The sequence below is a fragment of the Paenibacillus sp. GCM10028914 genome, from assembly GCF_042666275.1.
Classification (GTDB): Bacteria; Bacillota; Bacilli; order Paenibacillales; family Paenibacillaceae; genus Paenibacillus_AQ.
Map to the genome: position 1 here is coordinate 80,483 of NZ_JBHTFO010000016.1, position 16,536 is coordinate 97,018.

Sequence of the window (16,536 nt, forward strand, 5' to 3'; positions counted from 1 at the left end):
GCTAAATATTTAAGCAAGAAATCAGTTTATCGTGCAGACTTTGCAACCTTAAAATTTATTAATTTTTTTAAGGAGCAGAGCGCGTATGAAATATAGGAATGCAGATGAAATTTTCCCGGCAGAGCTGCTGAGGGAGATCCAGAAATATGTGCAGGGTGGAGTGGTGTATGTCCCGAGACCGGAAGGATCACGGAAGAAGTGGGGCGAGAACACAGGGGCCAGAGCCTATTTAAACCACAGGAATGAAGAGATTCGCCACCAGTTTTCCGGCGGTGTTACGATGGATCAATTGTCAGAGCAGTTTTGTCTTTCCTTTGAAAGCATCAAGAAGATTGTGTATTCCAAGAATTAGATGCACCACAGAGACTACAACGGAGAAGGCGGAATCATGCTGGAGAAGCGATAGCGGTCACCTTTGTCCCCAAATTTCAGCCATATAACAAGGATCAGAAGAAATTTGGGGACAACAGTGATCGGAAGGATGATCCGCATTCGTAGTGATGCAGAGGCTTTAACTATAGTTCAACTTGCTTAGCTAAGCATCTCAAAAAGGTTGTGTAAAACATCTTTCTAATCATTCTGTGCCTATAATAACGGAGATGATTACCTCACAATGAAAGATATAACGCTTAACGATGTGAGGGGAGATAAAGATGGAGATGAAACCATTTTTTCAGTTTGATACGGAAGCTCTCAGACATTCATTGATGGCCAGGGCAAGACAAGTCGCACTTTCGGCGCTTCAGCGGTATGATGTGCCATGGGAGAAGATCCGATATATTGGGATTTCCGATACGATTACATACAAAATTGAGACAGGCACCGCCGAAGCTTACTTGCTGCGAATCCATTCAGACCGGATGAGCCGGGCGGAGATTCACTCTGAGCTTGAATTTCTTCAAGCATTATCTAGATCAGAAGATCTGTCACTTCCAATCGGAGTAGCTAGCCGTGAAGGCTCGTATGTTCTGGAGATGGAGACAGAAGCGGGATATTACCGCCCGCATGTCACAATGATGCGCTGGGTTGACGGAGAGCACGCTAGTACGGCAATCACAGAAGACCAAGCTTATCTGATGGGACAGTTGATGGGAAGGCTGCATAAAACAGCGGCAGATTTTGTTCCGTCGTCTGCATTTGTGCGCCCTACTTGGGATGCTGACAGCTTCAGAGGGAAGATGGAACGCTTGGAGCGGTACCACGCTTGCTTCTTATCATGTGAAGGTTGGGAGATGTACCAAACAGCCGCAGAGAAGATCATATTGTCTCTCTCAAAAATGCACACAGGTGTTCATCATTATGGTCTGATTCATGGGGATTTGCATCCTAGTAATATTGTGTTTAAGGATGGCATGCCTTATCCGATTGATTTCGGTATGTGTGGCTATGGCTTTTTCTTATACGACATGGCCGGGGCGCTCGTAGGGCTTCATACGAAACCAAGACGTATGCTTATTGAAGGTTATAAGAGTGTTAGCCCCCTCGAAACAGATTATATCCGGGATTTGGAACTCTTTTTCATCATGTTCATGATCGAGAACTATTGCCATCATGCCTCTGACCCGAGAGAAACGGAGTCGCTAATTCAAGAACAGCCACTCGCCCAAGCGTATATCCGGGCATATTTGAAAGGTAAGAGCTTCCTCCTGGATCCAATCGAACTTGTGACCGTGAATCACCCGAGCCAAGCGGGGGATGCTGACAGGACAAATGGTGAACAGCTTGGTGATACTTAGTAATACCTAGATAAATAAGGAGGAGTGACATCATATATGTATGAACCCAAAACCAAGCCGACGGACAGTAGTGTTCTGGAGTTTATCGAGAATGTCGATAGCCCCAAAAAACGTGAGGATGCGTACAAGCTGTTAGATATTTTCACGGAAACGACAGGCTATGAAGCGACGATGTGGGGACCGAGCATTATCGGTTTTGGGTCCTATCATTATAAATATAAGACTGGACATGAAGGCGATGCGCCGCTGGTCGGATTTTCCCCTCGTAAAGCGAAGATCAGTCTATACTTTGCGACAGGTGACACGAAGCGGGATGAATTGTTAAAGGGATTCGGGAAATATACAGCTGGAAAAGCATGTGTCTACATCAACAAGGTAGACGATATAGACACGGACGTGTTAAAGGCGCTTATTAACCAATCGGTACGTTTCTTGAATGAACTTTATCCAAATGAATAGGATGGCGCAAAAAAATAAGACAGAATAGAGGCTTCAGATATAACTCTGACCTTTATCCTGTCTTATTCTTATTATGGTGCTAGACTCTTGATCTGATCCATCGTTTCTTGAATTTGGCTTAGTGTCTGAGCCATTTCCGTATTCTTAAAGTCTGTAATCCCGTTGTCGATCTGCGTTTTATACGTATCGATCTGCTCATTTAAGGTTTCGTTATATCCGACAATGGTATCGTGAATGTTCTGAGCGAATGCAGGCGCTTCCAGACCATTGAATTCAGCAATCTTGGTCTTCATGTTCTCCAGTTGCTCGGTTAGATTCTCCTTGGCATCTATGTTACTCGCTGCCTCCTGTGCCAGATCAGGAATTGTACCGGCAAACTGAGTTGCTTCGTTAACAAAGGTTGTAGCTTGTTCGGTGTAGTCCAGAGAGTTGTTTACTTCCTCTACTAGAGAGCAGCCGGATAAGAATAGGAGCATAATCGTGATTCCAAGCCATTGTTTCATTGATGAACCTCCCGGTAACAAGAATGATGTGTCTTATTCCTCTATTACGTAAAGTAGGAAGGTTTGGTTCGAAGAAAATACATTTTTTGTTACCCATCATAAAAATCTCCGAATCACGCCGATCGCACTCATAATGGTTATGATGATCGTTCCTAGGAGAGTAGCTTCAAAGGCAAGGTTGTGCTCCTTCAGCGGCATAGTCACCTCTGTGCCGGAACCAAACGATTCGATATTAACATTCGTACTAGGTCCCGTATTGCCACATAAATTCGGGTTTAATGTGCCCTTATGATCATTTGCAAATACAATATACTCTGCGCCCTTTGTGAACGTGATCCATATGCTTTTCTGTAAAGTGACCGTTGTTTTCGTAGAATCCCCCTTCCACCAAGTGGACACCTGAAAGGTCGTTGAATCAGAGGCTTCAGAAATGAGAGTTCCCTTGAATACAAGTGCGGAAGACTCCATCTCCTCAGTTACAGTCGGTGACTTTGCACATGACAAGGCAGAAGCATCTGGTATACGAAGGCCAAATATTAAACTGAAGGTAAACATAGCTACGATCAGCGATTTAAAACCTCTTTTCATAATAAACGCCCCTTATTTATTCATTTCATTTATTAACGAACGTTTAGCTTCAAGAGTTGCAGCATGGTTGAATTTAAGGTATATATTCCCACTTTATATCCATGTTTGAAAAAGGCAGTTTTTTCGTTGAGTTTGCAGGAAGTGCAGGTTGTCTTGTAGAAGATGGGGGATGAATTAAAAGCGTTTTCAACACATCAAAAGAACTTAAAGGAGAGAGGCTCGAATCATGCCAAAGTATGAGACTCGCATTATTAGTTCGTTAGCCAAAGTATTTCCGGATGCAGAATTGAATGAACCTGTAAAGAATCAGGGAAGTTCACTGATGAATGAGGCATTTTCTTTTCAAGTTGCTTACCGTTCGGATCAATTGATAAAAGGAATTCATATACGGGTAGAATCCGAATTATCCGAATGGATCTCGGTTCGGAGAGTTGGCGTTGTTCCGTCCGAATTGCCAGTATTCGCAGACCATGATGAACATGTGCTGCGATCTACTCCGGGGCTGTATCCAGACCCGCTCCATCCGATTTCGGAAGAGGAGACGCTGGCGGCTTTACCAGGACAATGGCGCGCGATCTGGATCACGGTGGATCCAGAAGGGGAAGTCGAGGCCGGTACATATACGATTAGAATTCACTTGGAAAATTCAAAGGGAGAGACTCTGGGAAGTGAACAATTTGAACTGGAACTGATTCCAGCTCTCCTACCTGAGCAGAAGCTGCTACACACAGAATGGTTTCATGTCGACTGCCTGGTAACAGAATATAACGTAGAAGTATTTAGCGAGCGACATTGGCAATTAATTGATCGCTACGTGGAGACGGCTGTAAAGCACGGGGTGAATATGCTGCTTACGCCTTTGTTCACTCCGCCGCTCGATACTCAAGTAGGTGGAGAACGTCCAACGGTTCAACTGCTTGATGTTGAGGTAATGGAGGACCAGAGCTATAAGTTTGGTTTTGACCGTTTAGAAAGATGGGTTGATTTATGTCAGAGGAACGGGATTAAGTACTTTGAATTTTCCCATCTGTTTACCCAGTGGGGAGCGAAGCATGCTCCGAAGATTATGGCTACGGTTCATGGAGAGTACAAGCGGATATTCGGCTGGGAGACGGATGCTGCTGGCGAAGCGTATCATTCCTTTTTGAAGCAGCTTTTGCCAACGTTAGTAGCTTGGATCAATGATCATGGACTGGAGAATAACAGTTATTTCCACATTTCGGACGAGCCTACAATAGGTAATTTGGAGTCTTACGAGAAAGCTAGCCAGATCGTGAGATCATTGCTGCCGGACTTCCCTATTATTGATGCGTTGTCTGACTATGATTTTTACTCCAGAGGATTAGTACAAATTCCAGTGCCTGCGAATGACCATATGGAAGACTTTCTTCAGCATGAAGTAACACCATTATGGACCTATTATTGCTGTGTACAGTACAAGCAAGTATCGAACCGCTTTTTCAGTATGCCTTCTGCTCGTAACCGCATTTTGGGCATGCAGCTGTACAAATATGACGTAACAGGTTTTCTGCATTGGGGATATAACTTCTGGTATTCTCAGTACGCTACGAAGATACTGGATCCGTTCCAGGTTACAGATGCCGATGCTGCATTTCCTTCCGGAGATTCCTTCTTGGTGTATCCTGGTGAAGAGGGTCCGATCGAGTCCATACGCCTTGAGGTACTTCAGGAAGCACTTCAGGATTTACGAGCGCTGCGGCTTCTTGAAGACATCCATGGCCGTGAGTATGTATTAGAAGCTTTGGAAGAGGGACTTGATGAGCCAATCACATTTAGCAATTATCCAAGAGAGGATGCTTGGTTATTGTCCAAGCGGGAGTGGATTAACACCCAAATCAAGGAGCATAGCTCCATTCAGGTGGGAAAATAAAAAGTTAAGACTATGAAGATAAAAAAACGGTTGACCAAGGAGAAGTCCTTTGGTCAACCGTTTTTACAACCCTAATTCTTCTTCAACACCCATCATCATCTGGAAGGCTCCAGATGAAATGTTGGAACACACAACAAGGTTGATATCTGAAGCCGGATAGTAGGCAGAGTGAAAGTTCACACCAGGATCGTAACCCATAACATGATACTTGACCACTTGTTCGTTCTGTTTCCCGATCCATACGCCGTATCCATAAAAGGAACCATCTTCACCTTCAGTATGAGGGGTGAGCAGCTCCTTGGTCATTGCCTGACCTAACAGCTTGTAGTTCATAAGCGCATCCCATAGGTTCGACATATCCTGTGCTGTAACGAAAGCTCCGCCATCGGAACCGCCTTGCACCGGGATCGAATACACATTCGTTCTCCACGTACCGTCTTTAAGATCGATATATCCCACAGCTGTATTTCCAGGAAGGGAGTCAAGGGCGAAATAACCAGAATCCTTCATGCCTGCCTTGTCAAAGATTCTTGCTTGAACATAGTCTGTAAATTTCTCACCACTAATCTTTTCAATGATTAATCCAAGCAGGATGAATCCTGCATTGTTGTAGTGAAACCGTTCACCCGGAGCAAATTTCATTTCTCCATTCTGGAATAAGGGCAGGAAATCATGGAGTCTACGCATATGGTACATAGGCCGTTCAATCCACAATTCCTCAAAGTCATCCATGAAATCCTCATCGTAATAATCAGGCACACCCGACGTGTGAGTCAAAAGGTGGTGGACCGTGATATTTTTATCGAAGTGAGGAAATGATTCATCAAGACATTCGTGCAGTTTGGTATCCAAAGATAGTTTTTCTTCTTCTACAAGTTGGCAAATGGCAATGGCCGTGAATATTTTGCAGCCGGATGCGATCCCGAAGCGTGTCCCTGCATGATTATTTAATCGTTCAGCACGATTGGCATAACCAAAGCTCATATCGGCCAGAACATCCTCTTTCTTTCGTACAAGGATTGTTCCAGTGAATGAAATGTTCTCTTGAATTTGTTCGATACGTGATAATAAAGGATTAGTCATGGATTTCCCTCCTGTGAGCATTGTGAAAACTGCCCAAATCAATTTATTAAACATCCATTTTCGGATTACACAGCCGGATGCTGCAGTTCAGTGATTGTCCGGTTTTTACCGTTCCGTTTGGCTTCATAAAGCATGGAATCTGCCTCAGCGAATATAGCGGCTTTTCCCGTACCATAGCGATAAGATGCAAGTCCTACACTAATCGTAACGTTCTTGCCGTTCATTTCATGATGACTCAGCGCTTCGATTTGTTTTCGGATCTGCTCGGTGGTTTCAAATGCTTGTGCAGGGGTCTTGTCCGTAAAAATAACGGCGAATTCTTCGCCACCGAACCTTGCCTTGATATCATCGGGGGACAGGACAGTTTGCTGTATAACTTGGGAAACCCGCTGAAGAATGATATCCCCAACGGCATGTCCAAATGTATCGTTCACATTCTTAAAATTATCAATGTCGAGAATAGCTAACTGTAACGGCAGTTCATACTTGTCGCTTTGGGTAATTAGATGGTCTAAGTATTCATGAAATGTTTTATGATTATACAATTCCGTTAGCGCATCAAGCTTGGTCTGACGGTCCATGATGACCGTCCGGATGAGCAAATCCTGTTCTGATTGAATAGCTTTTCTTAAGTGTTTAAGCAGGTCCCTTCGCTGGTTTAACAACCCGTATAATATGGCGAAGGCACCTACCATGATAGCAATATAAATGATGATGCTTTGAATGGTTGAGCTAGTATATAAATGTGGAGAAATGAAACATAAAATCGTTAGAAGCACGACAGCTGAGATCATGGCAAAGACCAGTTTTCGACGCTCATCGTAGAAAAGAGATAACATCATCGGGAAGAGCAGTAAATACTCGATTCCGTTGACGGTTGAGTGGGTAGCAATGAGAATAGAAGCAAGAGTGCTTCCGGTGAAAATAATCAGATAAGGCTGCTCCTGTTTTAACCTGTGGATAATAAATTCACTGCTCCCCATGAGCATAAGCAGTAAGGAGAAGGGGAGTATCATTTGATAGATTATATATTCATGTAAATCAAGCGGCGGTTGACCGATCATAATGAACAAGACCGCAAGCTCTGTAATCAGCGCAAAAAAAACGACGATCCAGTAGGCATTCATAATTTTTCGGTTCCACGGTCTGCGCTGGAGTTCCATCCATTGCTGTTTGTTCATTCGGCTCTCACCACCTGTGAATATGAATTCAATCGACTTTTATTACTAAATTTTGTAAACATCAACTAAGCTTACGTTTATTGTAATATAGGGCATGAGAATAATCTATACAATTTGAAAGCGCATTAGGTTTGCCGTGCCTCCAGTCGTTTTGCGACAATAGATAACAAATAATTGATTGTGAAATATAGTATTGATGCGAGCAGGAGCGCTGGGATGACATAATTGAAATTAGATCCGCTGAGAATTTGTATATGGTGCATAAGCTCGGGAAGAGAAATGCTGACTGCCAGAGAAGTGTCTTTTAGGAGTGAGATGAATTGGCTGACCATAGGTGGGGACATGCGTCTTAAAGCTATTGGTAGGATGACATGCCTTAGTGTCTGGACATAGCTGAGACCTGAGGATCGGGCCGCTTCGATCTGTCCTTTGTCGACCGATATAAGGCCGCTGCGGATAACCTCAGCTATCATCGCCCCTTCAAACAAGCTTAATGCTGCAACAGCTGCCCAGAATATCGATATGTTTATTCCAGTCTGAGGCAGTACCATACCGATAAAGAAGATGATGAACAATAGCGGCAGATTGCGGAGTATATCTACAACAAACCCGGTGAATTGAGCGATAATAGGCAAGCGAGTATACCGCACAATACCCATTAATAACCCGAGAACGAAGCTGAACAATATGGATAAGCCGGCTACCTGAAGTGTTACCATAAATCCTTCGAGAAGATAACGAATATTGGGCCAGGAATAAGCGCCGATAAAATCCATAGCTGGTCACCTCCCTAAATGCAAACTATTGAGCTTAATTACTTTTAGCAAAACGACGTTCCATGTAATGGACGGCAAAACTGAGTGGGACCGTGAGTAAGAGATAGAATAAAGCAACGATCGTGTACACCGGAAAAGGAAGGAAAGTATCTGCGCTGATCAAATCAGCTTGATACATAAGGTCTAAACCAGCAACGACAGTTAATATGGAAGTATTCTTGATTAAGTTGATTAGCTGATTTCCGATAGCAGGCAGCACAATTTTAATCGCTTGGGGCAGCACGATGTGACGCATCGTTTGCAGATAGCTTAGTCCAGAGGAACGTGCAGCTTCAGAATGACCGGCAGGAACAGCTTGAATACCGGCCCGGATAGCTTCGGCTATAAAGGAGGCGGTATAAACGATCAGGCCGAGGGTTCCGGAAGTAAATCCGTCGATAGGCACACCGAGTGAAGGCAGACCTAGAAAGAAGAAGAACACGACAATGAGGAGCGGGATGTTCCGGATAAATTCAACATAAGTCGTTCCGATCATGTTTAATATTCGAACGGGTGAAATTCGCATGACAGCAATAATCGTACCGAGGATTACACTGCCGACAAGAGCCATCAAACTTACCCATACGGTATTTCCGAATCCTTCGATAAATCGGTCCCAATGATCGAACAGCACGGTGAAATCCCAAAATCGATTCAAGGTTTTCAAACGCCTCATCCTCCTTTCATAAGGGAGTAGAGGTAGTGCGATACGGATACCATAAGATACCGTACCGCCACGCCCCAGAAAAATGACCGTTATATCTCATGAGACAATATAAATGAAGTTTGCTGTGTTGCAGCAAGATACTTGGATCTACCGTAAGCAAGCAATAGCTTTACTCCGGTTTTATTCCCATCCATTGTTCATATAGCCTGTCATATTCCCCGTTTTCCTTCATTTCTTTGAGCAATTCATTAACTGTGTTAACAAACTCCGTATCGCCCTTGCGAATAGCCATTCCGTACGGCTCATCAGTAAAATTACCACCCACAAGTACATAGTTCGAATCCTGTTGCTGCATACCGAGTAAGATGGAGTTGTCTGTGGTCAACGCATCACCTTGACCGGCCTTCAGTGCGGTAAACGCATCCTGATAATTCTCAAATTCTAGAACGGTAGCATCCGGAGCCTTCTCTCGAATGTTTTTCGCTGAAGTAGAGCCCTTGACGGCAAGTACCTTGGAGTCCTTTGTTAAGCTCTCTAGTCCCTGAATGGGACTGCCTTTTTTCACAAGCAGCGATTGTCCCGCCTCAAAATACACATCACTAAAATCGACCTGCTGCTTACGCTCTTCATTAATGGTCATGGTGGCGATAATCAAATCGATATCACCGTTTTGGAGCAATGGAATTCGGGTCTTGGATGTTACTTCTTTCAGCTCTACTTTCGTTTCATCACCAAGCACTTTTTTTGCCAGCGCTTTAGCCATATCGATATCAAATCCTTCAACCTTCCCCGTGGACGGATCTTGAAGGCCGAATAGTTTGGTATCATATTTGACGCCTGCAATGACTTTGCCTCGTTTCTTGATAGCTTCCAGTGTATTGGGTGCTTTCTCGCCGCATCCGGAAGCAGCTAGAGCTATTAGGAGGGAGAGCAGAGCTGCAGTCCATCTTATCGTTCGCCTTGTGCGTAATTTCATCTTCATGTCCCCTTTCAAAACAATATTGTGATTTAGTGATGAATTAACCGGCTGAGGAATGCTCTTGCCCGTTCTTCTTCAGGATTGTCGAAGAAAGAGCCGGAAGCAGAGTCTTCCACAATTTTGCCTTCATCCATAAAGATGACACGATCCGCGACTTCGCGTGCGAAGCCCATTTCATGCGTAACGATAACCATCGTCATTCCTTGATGGGCCAGAGAGCGCATCACATCCAGTACCTCGCCGATCATTTCAGGGTCGAGAGCCGAGGTTGGTTCGTCAAACAGCATAATTTTGGGGTTCATGGCCAGCCCCCTCGCAATTGCCACACGCTGCTGTTGACCTCCAGATAATTGGGACGGATAGCTGTCCGCTTTATCGGCAATTCCAACTCTTTTCAGGTACGCCATTCCTGTCTCTACTGCCTTTTCTTTTGTCATGCCAAGAACATTTACCGGTGCCAAAATAATATTGTCGATCACTTTCATGTGAGGGTAGAGGTTAAAATGCTGGAAGACCATGCCGATATCACGGCGGAAATGGTTGATGTTAATCTTTTTCTCATGAAGAGGAACTCCATTCACGAACAAGCTACCCTCGGTGATTGGCTCCAGTCGGTTGATGCATCGGAGCAGAGTGCTCTTGCCGGATCCAGAAGGACCAATAATGACGACAACTTCTCCCTGCTGAATACTTAGGTTGATTTGCTTCAGGACGTGGAACTGGCCGAAGTATTTTTGAACACCGGTGAATTCTATCAATGAAAATCCCCCCTTAACGGCTAAGCTAAAGTCATAAAGCATTTGTTCGGATTCCAGCGGGTGCCCGGCCTTTTAACACTGGTATGGTTTTCTTAGCTTGTTCCATAACCATTTGTTGAGAAAAAAATAGTTACATATGATGTCAAAATGAGAAGAAGTGCTTCGTCTCAAGCAAAATTATGTATAATGAAAAGACTATTGGATCGGTTTTAAGGCATTCCAAGAAAGGAAGATAGCGCATGGCTGAACGAAGCGAAATTTCTTCTTCATTGCATGAATTATTAAATGGGTTAAATCTAGAGGACAAGCAGCATGAAGCGATGATGCTACTTACGGTTACAGAGGATTATTGGCCGCATACAGCAATGGTTAGTGTAGGAGAGGTTGTAGCATTAGACCAGAAGCGATTGCGACTGGCACTATGGCCTGATACGGTGACGACGGGGAATATCATCCGAAGCGGTCAAGCTACGCTTGTTGCCTTTCATGCAGGCATTGCCCATTATGTACGCCTTAAGTTATCTCGATTGCCAGAGCTACCTGATGCTTGTCATCCACGCGAGCGTTTTGCAGCCGAAGTGGTTTCGGTTCGGGAAGATGTGGCCAAGTATGCGGAGATTAACACGGGTGTAACGATCACGCTTAAAGATCCATCTGACGTGCTGGCCCGCTGGAAAGAGACCATTTTGGAACTGTTGAAGTAGTAAGGAATAACTTAAAGGCAGAGGAAAATAACAGGTTAATTTTACGTGTCGTGTTATAATTTTCTTATCCTTTGCGTAATAATAATAAAAAGATTTCTCATAAAAAATAACATCAACATTTGCCAACGCACACTAAATGTGATAATATATGACTATCGAAATCGACCTGAATTCACATATTGTAGAGGGTTGTAATTTCAGGTAACCTTGTACAATATGTGAATTTTTTTATTCGTCTACGAAGTAAAAAAAGGTCATGTAAATAATCTTCAAGGAGGTACACCCCATGCAAACAGGAACTGTTAAATGGTTTAATGCAGAAAAGGGCTTCGGTTTTATCGAAGTTGAAGGCGGAAACGATGTATTCGTTCACTTCAGCGCGATCCAAGGCGATGGCTTCAAAACGTTGGACGAAGGACAACGCGTAGAATTCAACATCGTTGAAGGAAACCGTGGACCACAAGCTGAAAACGTTGTAAAACTGTAAGACCAAAAGGCGGGCTGCCCTTAATGTGTAACATTAAGGGCAGTTTTGTTTTATTATTCTGCGACGAGGACAAGGAGGAGTGTTCATGTATTCGCGTAAGAACGCAATGGAAAGCATCCCCGAAGAAATGACAGAAGTGTGGTCATGTACGAAGGATGATTGTAAAGGATGGATCCGGGATGATTTTGCATTTGAAACAGAACCTGTCTGTTTACTATGCCAATCTCCTATGGTCAAGGAAACCAGAAAGCTACCCTTGCTCGTCAATACGAATAAGAAGCAAAAATCCCTTAGTAAGGGAATCCTGATCGATCGGAAGTAGCGGCTAAGACCAGCGAAAGCGATAGGTACGGTCGGTATCTTTTCGAAGATGTACGAACTTCCGTAGCATCTAACGATGCTCCGTTTTAATCTAACGGAGCTGGTTAGTAATATATGTTCCCATTATTAGACGCAGGGTCATATAGAAAGTGCGGAAAGCGCATAAATTCCAAAGGAGTGAACCGTATTGAATACGCAAAACGAGGTACTGAAACGCAACATTGACAACATGATCATACAAGAGAATCAGGAAGGCTTGAATGACCAGGAGAGATTTATCATGCAGAAGCTGATGAGAGATAAATTTCTAATGGACTATGAGAGCAAATTAGAGAACAGTGAAGAAGATAGCGCGAACAAGTAAGGATTTTACTTTAATCCGGTAACGAATGACTGTTTCATATAAAAGGCGTGAACAAGCGGATATTTATCTGCGGTTCGCGCCTTTTTATGTTTCTCCTTATAAATAAAACCGAAAAATGGCACCCTCGATACGAAATCTGAACCCTTACACAACATGGGAGAAGCAACTACAATAATTACATAGGTTGAAAGGGTTTACATTTTTGGTGGAGCCACTTGGAGGTCAGAATCATGCAAAATCAATGGAAATCCGAACCGACTGCCGAAGACGGTATCGGTACTGTTTCAGCAGCTCCGTTAAATCAGAAATTAAAGGCTGAATCCCGCCGGAAATGGCTGAGGAAATTTTACGGGCAGAGGCACATACAGATCATGGCTCTGCTAGGAATCGCGTGGATGATTGTCTTTAACTACATTCCTATGTATGGCGTAATTATCGCGTTTAAGGAATTTAATATCGTGAAATCGATCGGGGAAGCCCCCTGGGTTGGCTTACAGCATTTTAAGGAATTTTTTCAAGATGATAATTTCGTAACCGTTATGAGGAATACCCTCGGCATAAGCCTAATCAAGCTATTCGTTGGGTTTCCGCTTCCAATTATCTTTGCTCTGTTTCTGAATGAGGTCCGGTCCATCCGGTTTAAGCGAGCGGTTCAGACAATTTCATATCTGCCCCACTTCCTATCTTGGGTTATTCTGGGTGGTATTCTAACGAACTGGCTCGCGGATATAGGCATTATCAATCATATGCTGATGGCTTTGAAAATTATAGAAGAACCGATTAGTTATCTGGCCGAACCGAGTTATTTCTGGGGTATTGTCGTCGCGTCAGATCTGTGGAAGGAGCTTGGGTGGTCTGCCATCATCTATCTGGCAGCCATATCGAGTGTGTCTCCTGAATTGTATGAAGCGTCTACGATTGATGGTGCGGGGCGTTTTCAGAAAATGTGGTATGTTACGCTGCCAAGTATCAAATCCACAATATCGATTCTGTTTATCCTGGCTGTCAGCGGTGTACTTAGTTCAAATTTCGATCAAATTTTAGTACTGCGAAACTCGCTGAATGAAAGTGCGAGTAACGTAATCGATCTTTATGTATATCAGACAGGGATGCAGTCCGGACGTTATTCCTATTCAGCTGCAGTAGGACTGTTCAAGTCAGTCATCGCCCTTATTTTGCTGCTGATTGCGAACAAGGTGACCAAAAAACTGAACGACACATCACTTTTCTAGAAAGGGGAGCCTGGCAATCATGTTAAGTCTCAAGCGTAAAACCAAGGGTGAGGCAATATTTGATTTCGTTAACAATATCGGCATGCTTATCATCTGCTTCGTAACGCTATATCCGATCTGGTATGTCATTGTGAATGCTCTGAATGAAGGGCAGGACGGGATGCGGGGCGGGATTTATTGGTGGCCGAGGATATTCAGCTTCGAGAACTTCGTCGCTGTGTTTCAAAGCTCGGGTATTATGACTGCGATGGGAATTACCGTAGCAAAAACGCTGCTTGGTGTTGTGCTTCACGTATTTTTCACGGCCATGGTTGCTTATGCATTTTCTCGTAAAGGTCTTATCGGTGGAAAAATATATATCTTAATCGGTACCTTCACCATGTTTTTCAGTGGGGGGCTCATTCCAACATATCTGCTCATTAAGGATTTGCATATGCTGGACAACTTCATGGTATATATCATTCCGGCAATGTTTAGCTTCTTCGATCTGATTATCTTCATGACGTTCTTCCGGGAAATTCCGGACGGCCTTGAGGAAGCCGCGAGAATTGATGGCGCGAATGACTGGTCTATTTTTCTGAGAGTTGTTCTCCCGGTGTCTATGCCCGTTATCGCAACAATCGCACTGTTCCACGGTGTTTATCAATGGAACGATTATTTTACAGGCGTGATCTATATTAACAATACTGATTTACAACCGATTCAGACGTACTTGTATAAGGTAGTAGCTCAATCCAGCTCGAACCAAATGCTTGCCCAAATCCCGGGTGGGGTGGGGAAAACCGTAACGTCCCAATCGATCAAGCTTGCCACCATGGTGGTTACCACCTTGCCTATCGTGTTTGTGTATCCGTTCCTTCAGCGATATTTTGTCAAAGGAATGATGATCGGCTCAATTAAGGGTTGATCTTAAGAATCCGAGAGCCAGAGCTGACGCATTGCTTTGACTTTCCGCTTTGCCGGCGTTAGCCGGGAGCAGAACCTTTACTAAGGTAGCCTCTCTTGCCATTACGGCAGGGGTTGCATATATATTATTTTCATACAAGAAAAGGGGAAAACGCATGAACAAGATGCACAAACCAAAAAACCTCCTGATGCTGATGTTCGCGCTCGTTATGGCTTTTACAACTGCATGCTCTTCAGGTGGGGAGAAGAAGGCCGAAGAGAATCAAGGAGAGAAACCGGTCGAAGAAGTAAAGCTGACACAGGATCAGCCGGGGTGGTCTGTGGATACATCTCCGATCACTTTTGACTGGTATATCAACTTCGCCTGGTTCCCTAACAAATGGGGCGAAGACATCACTTCCAAGTACATCACGAAAAAAACAGGTGTAGATATAAACTTTATCGTCCCTGCTGGTAATGAAGCGGAGAAGATGAACGCGATGATTGCATCCGGATCTCTACCAGATTTTATTACACTGGGCTGGTATGAGGATGCTGTCAAAAAAATGATCGAGGGTGATCTCGTTCTGCCACTGAATGAGCTGGCGGATCAATACGATCCATACTTCTATAAGGTAACTGATCCGGCAAAAGTGTCTTGGTACACCCAGGAAGATGGCAATGTCTACGGTTATCCGAACTCCTCGTCATCACCTAAAGACTATGAGAAGTTTGGAGATAACCTGACTTCAACGCAGACGTTCCTTGTACGTAAAGATATGTACGAAGCAATTGGAAGTCCTGATATGAGGACTCCGGAAGCCTTCCTGAAGGCACTCGAGGACGCTAAAAAATTATTTCCGGATATCAATGGACAACCGCTGATACCACTTGGTTTGTATGATTTCCATGATAAGGGCAATGCATCGCTAGAGCACTATATCCAAAACTTCCTTGCTATTCCTTACGAGAAGGACGGTAAGCTGTACGATCGTTTCACCGATCCTGATTTTGTGAAGTGGTTGAAAACATTGCGTCTGGTTAATGAGAAAGGGCTGTTATCGAAGGATATCTTCATTGATAAACGTCCACAAATGGAAGAGAAGATCGCGCAGGGCCGTTATTTTGCCATGTTGTATGCTAGAAGCGATCTTGCTAACCAACAGAATGTTCTGTATGCCAATGATCCGAACTCTATCTATATTGCGGTAGATGGACCGGCTAATTCCAGTATGGATCAAGCTACCCTCTCGGGCCCTTCTATTTCTGGGTGGACTGTCACACTGATCTCGAAGGATGTAAAAGACAAAGCACGCGCGATCCGCTTCTTGGATTACTTAATTTCCGAGGAGGGTCAACGTGATACGTTCCTTGGGGAGAAGGGAGTAACTTGGGATACGATTGATGGCAAGGATCAGTTCCTACCAGAAGTGGAGCAGTTGCTTCAGAGCGATCGTGGTGCATTTGATAAGAAATATGGTGCATCCCATACGTTCTGGATGTTGATGGACACGAACATGACGCCAGCATGGGCACCAGCTTCCGTAGAGCCTTTCAAGCAGATGGAAGACTGGACACGTGGTAAGACATACAGCTTCTCGCAATTTGACCAACTCGATCCACAAGGTAATTCTGAAGAGGGCATTATTAATGGTAAGGTGCTGCAAGAGTGGGGGAAAGTTCTTCCGAAAATGCTCCTTGCAAAAACGGATGTCGAATTCGATCAGCTCTGGAATGATTACCTTGCAAAGCGTGAATCATTGGGCTTTGATAAAGTTCAGGAATACAGACAGAAGATGTACGAAGGAAATATGAAGAAACTCGCTGAGTTCATAGAGTAGCAGCTATATTCGTTTTAGAATGAAATATAGAATAATTCGTAT

General features: G+C 44.0%; 19 protein-coding genes. 11 read left to right on the forward strand and 8 right to left on the reverse strand.

Features of this window, described 5'->3' with window-relative positions; translation table 11 throughout:
- Positions 1 to 85: 85 nt before the first annotated feature.
- The 3 genes from ACFQV5_RS15950 (at position 86) to ACFQV5_RS15960 (ending at position 2,195) form a co-directional block, all read left to right on the forward strand.
- Positions 86 to 352: a CD3324 family protein gene (locus ACFQV5_RS15950; protein WP_379248348.1), complete on the forward strand. Its 267-nt coding sequence runs from the start codon at positions 86 to 88 to the stop codon at positions 350 to 352.
- Between the two features lie 301 nt (positions 353 to 653).
- A complete protein-coding gene (locus ACFQV5_RS15955; RefSeq protein WP_379248349.1) occupies positions 654 to 1,736 on the forward strand; it encodes a phosphotransferase enzyme family protein in 1,083 nt (360 codons plus the stop codon).
- 36 nt (positions 1,737 to 1,772) lie between these two features.
- Positions 1,773 to 2,195 (forward strand): DUF1801 domain-containing protein, encoded by a 423-nt coding sequence (locus ACFQV5_RS15960; protein WP_379248350.1) that lies wholly within the window; start codon positions 1,773 to 1,775, stop codon positions 2,193 to 2,195.
- A 71-nt stretch (positions 2,196 to 2,266) separates the two neighbouring features.
- On the opposite strand, the gene ACFQV5_RS15965 is transcribed toward ACFQV5_RS15960, so the two are convergent.
- Both ACFQV5_RS15965 and ACFQV5_RS15970 read right to left on the reverse strand, forming a co-directional pair.
- Complete coding sequence (locus ACFQV5_RS15965) at positions 2,267 to 2,698, reverse strand: DUF6376 family protein (protein WP_379248351.1); 432 nt, start codon at positions 2,696 to 2,698, stop codon at positions 2,267 to 2,269.
- A 96-nt stretch (positions 2,699 to 2,794) separates the two neighbouring features.
- Entirely contained in the window at positions 2,795 to 3,286 is a 492-nt protein-coding gene (locus tag ACFQV5_RS15970) for a hypothetical protein (RefSeq protein WP_379248352.1), read from the reverse strand.
- 226 nt (positions 3,287 to 3,512) lie between these two features.
- Here ACFQV5_RS15970 and ACFQV5_RS15975 point away from each other — a divergent pair, with 226 nt between their 5' ends.
- Entirely contained in the window at positions 3,513 to 5,177 is a 1,665-nt protein-coding gene (locus ACFQV5_RS15975) for a DUF4091 domain-containing protein (protein WP_379248353.1), read from the forward strand.
- Positions 5,178 to 5,240: 63 nt separating this feature from the next.
- Here the strand turns inward: ACFQV5_RS15975 and ACFQV5_RS15980 are convergent, their stop codons facing one another.
- The 6 genes from ACFQV5_RS15980 to ACFQV5_RS16005 form a co-directional block, all read right to left on the reverse strand.
- Positions 5,241 to 6,260, reverse strand: a complete 1,020-nt coding sequence (locus ACFQV5_RS15980; RefSeq protein WP_379248354.1) for a serine hydrolase domain-containing protein — start codon at positions 6,258 to 6,260, stop codon at positions 5,241 to 5,243.
- 65 nt (positions 6,261 to 6,325) lie between these two features.
- Positions 6,326 to 7,441 carry a GGDEF domain-containing protein gene (locus ACFQV5_RS15985; RefSeq protein WP_379248355.1) on the reverse strand — a complete coding sequence of 372 codons (1,116 nt, stop codon included), beginning with the start codon at positions 7,439 to 7,441 and terminating at the stop codon, positions 6,326 to 6,328.
- Between the two features lie 125 nt (positions 7,442 to 7,566).
- A complete protein-coding gene (locus tag ACFQV5_RS15990; protein ID WP_379248356.1) occupies positions 7,567 to 8,217 on the reverse strand; it encodes an amino acid ABC transporter permease in 651 nt (216 codons plus the stop codon).
- A gap of 34 nt (positions 8,218 to 8,251) precedes the next feature.
- Positions 8,252 to 8,914 carry an amino acid ABC transporter permease gene (locus ACFQV5_RS15995; RefSeq protein WP_379248626.1) on the reverse strand — a complete coding sequence of 221 codons (663 nt, stop codon included), beginning with the start codon at positions 8,912 to 8,914 and terminating at the stop codon, positions 8,252 to 8,254.
- Between the two features lie 178 nt (positions 8,915 to 9,092).
- The gene (locus ACFQV5_RS16000) at positions 9,093 to 9,899 is read right to left on the reverse strand and encodes an ABC transporter substrate-binding protein (protein ID WP_379248357.1); all 807 of its coding nucleotides are present in this window, start codon (positions 9,897 to 9,899) and stop codon (positions 9,093 to 9,095) included.
- Positions 9,900 to 9,931: 32 nt separating this feature from the next.
- The gene (locus tag ACFQV5_RS16005) at positions 9,932 to 10,702 is read right to left on the reverse strand and encodes an amino acid ABC transporter ATP-binding protein (RefSeq protein WP_379248358.1); all 771 of its coding nucleotides are present in this window, start codon (positions 10,700 to 10,702) and stop codon (positions 9,932 to 9,934) included.
- A 197-nt stretch (positions 10,703 to 10,899) separates the two neighbouring features.
- Here ACFQV5_RS16005 and ACFQV5_RS16010 point away from each other — a divergent pair, with 197 nt between their 5' ends.
- The 7 genes from ACFQV5_RS16010 to ACFQV5_RS16040 all read left to right on the forward strand — a co-directional run bounded on the left by ACFQV5_RS16010 (position 10,900) and on the right by ACFQV5_RS16040 (position 16,494).
- On the forward strand, positions 10,900 to 11,364 hold the full coding sequence (locus ACFQV5_RS16010; RefSeq protein WP_379248359.1) for a pyridoxamine 5'-phosphate oxidase family protein: 465 nt from the start codon (positions 10,900 to 10,902) through the stop codon (positions 11,362 to 11,364).
- A 286-nt stretch (positions 11,365 to 11,650) separates the two neighbouring features.
- On the forward strand, positions 11,651 to 11,851 hold the full coding sequence (gene cspD / locus ACFQV5_RS16015) for a cold-shock protein CspD (protein ID WP_006207896.1): 201 nt from the start codon (positions 11,651 to 11,653) through the stop codon (positions 11,849 to 11,851).
- An 85-nt stretch (positions 11,852 to 11,936) separates the two neighbouring features.
- A complete protein-coding gene (locus ACFQV5_RS16020; RefSeq protein WP_241931794.1) occupies positions 11,937 to 12,173 on the forward strand; it encodes a cold-shock protein in 237 nt (78 codons plus the stop codon).
- Between the two features lie 186 nt (positions 12,174 to 12,359).
- The gene (locus ACFQV5_RS16025; RefSeq protein ID WP_379248360.1) at positions 12,360 to 12,536 is read left to right on the forward strand and encodes a hypothetical protein; all 177 of its coding nucleotides are present in this window, start codon (positions 12,360 to 12,362) and stop codon (positions 12,534 to 12,536) included.
- Positions 12,537 to 12,766: 230 nt separating this feature from the next.
- Positions 12,767 to 13,768: an ABC transporter permease gene (locus tag ACFQV5_RS16030; RefSeq protein ID WP_379248361.1), complete on the forward strand. Its 1,002-nt coding sequence runs from the start codon at positions 12,767 to 12,769 to the stop codon at positions 13,766 to 13,768.
- A 19-nt stretch (positions 13,769 to 13,787) separates the two neighbouring features.
- Entirely contained in the window at positions 13,788 to 14,675 is an 888-nt protein-coding gene (locus ACFQV5_RS16035; protein ID WP_379248362.1) for a carbohydrate ABC transporter permease, read from the forward strand.
- Positions 14,676 to 14,829: 154 nt separating this feature from the next.
- Positions 14,830 to 16,494: an extracellular solute-binding protein gene (locus tag ACFQV5_RS16040; RefSeq protein WP_379248363.1), complete on the forward strand. Its 1,665-nt coding sequence runs from the start codon at positions 14,830 to 14,832 to the stop codon at positions 16,492 to 16,494.
- Positions 16,495 to 16,536 lie beyond the last annotated feature (42 nt).

What these genes read in the sequence shown, in the direction of transcription:
- ACFQV5_RS15990 (WP_379248356.1), bottom strand. Translation starts at nt 8,217, where the DNA reads ATGGATTTTATCGGCGCTTATTCCTGGCCCAATATTCGTTATCTTCTC.
- ACFQV5_RS15975 (WP_379248353.1), top strand. Translation starts at nt 3,513, where the DNA reads ATGCCAAAGTATGAGACTCGCATTATTAGTTCGTTAGCCAAAGTATTT.
- ACFQV5_RS15970 (WP_379248352.1), bottom strand. Translation starts at nt 3,286, where the DNA reads ATGAAAAGAGGTTTTAAATCGCTGATCGTAGCTATGTTTACCTTCAGT.
- ACFQV5_RS16005 (WP_379248358.1), bottom strand. Translation starts at nt 10,702, where the DNA reads ATGCTTTATGACTTTAGCTTAGCCGTTAAGGGGGGATTTTCATTGATA.
- ACFQV5_RS16010 (WP_379248359.1), top strand. Translation starts at nt 10,900, where the DNA reads ATGGCTGAACGAAGCGAAATTTCTTCTTCATTGCATGAATTATTAAAT.
- ACFQV5_RS16020 (WP_241931794.1), top strand. Translation starts at nt 11,937, where the DNA reads ATGTATTCGCGTAAGAACGCAATGGAAAGCATCCCCGAAGAAATGACA.
- ACFQV5_RS15960 (WP_379248350.1), top strand. Translation starts at nt 1,773, where the DNA reads ATGTATGAACCCAAAACCAAGCCGACGGACAGTAGTGTTCTGGAGTTT.
- ACFQV5_RS16035 (WP_379248362.1), top strand. Translation starts at nt 13,788, where the DNA reads ATGTTAAGTCTCAAGCGTAAAACCAAGGGTGAGGCAATATTTGATTTC.
- cspD (WP_006207896.1), top strand. Translation starts at nt 11,651, where the DNA reads ATGCAAACAGGAACTGTTAAATGGTTTAATGCAGAAAAGGGCTTCGGT.
- ACFQV5_RS15985 (WP_379248355.1), bottom strand. Translation starts at nt 7,441, where the DNA reads ATGAACAAACAGCAATGGATGGAACTCCAGCGCAGACCGTGGAACCGA.
- ACFQV5_RS15980 (WP_379248354.1), bottom strand. Translation starts at nt 6,260, where the DNA reads ATGACTAATCCTTTATTATCACGTATCGAACAAATTCAAGAGAACATT.
- ACFQV5_RS15955 (WP_379248349.1), top strand. Translation starts at nt 654, where the DNA reads ATGGAGATGAAACCATTTTTTCAGTTTGATACGGAAGCTCTCAGACAT.
- ACFQV5_RS16030 (WP_379248361.1), top strand. Translation starts at nt 12,767, where the DNA reads ATGCAAAATCAATGGAAATCCGAACCGACTGCCGAAGACGGTATCGGT.
- ACFQV5_RS16040 (WP_379248363.1), top strand. Translation starts at nt 14,830, where the DNA reads ATGAACAAGATGCACAAACCAAAAAACCTCCTGATGCTGATGTTCGCG.
- ACFQV5_RS15965 (WP_379248351.1), bottom strand. Translation starts at nt 2,698, where the DNA reads ATGAAACAATGGCTTGGAATCACGATTATGCTCCTATTCTTATCCGGC.
- ACFQV5_RS15950 (WP_379248348.1), top strand. Translation starts at nt 86, where the DNA reads ATGAAATATAGGAATGCAGATGAAATTTTCCCGGCAGAGCTGCTGAGG.
- ACFQV5_RS16000 (WP_379248357.1), bottom strand. Translation starts at nt 9,899, where the DNA reads ATGAAATTACGCACAAGGCGAACGATAAGATGGACTGCAGCTCTGCTC.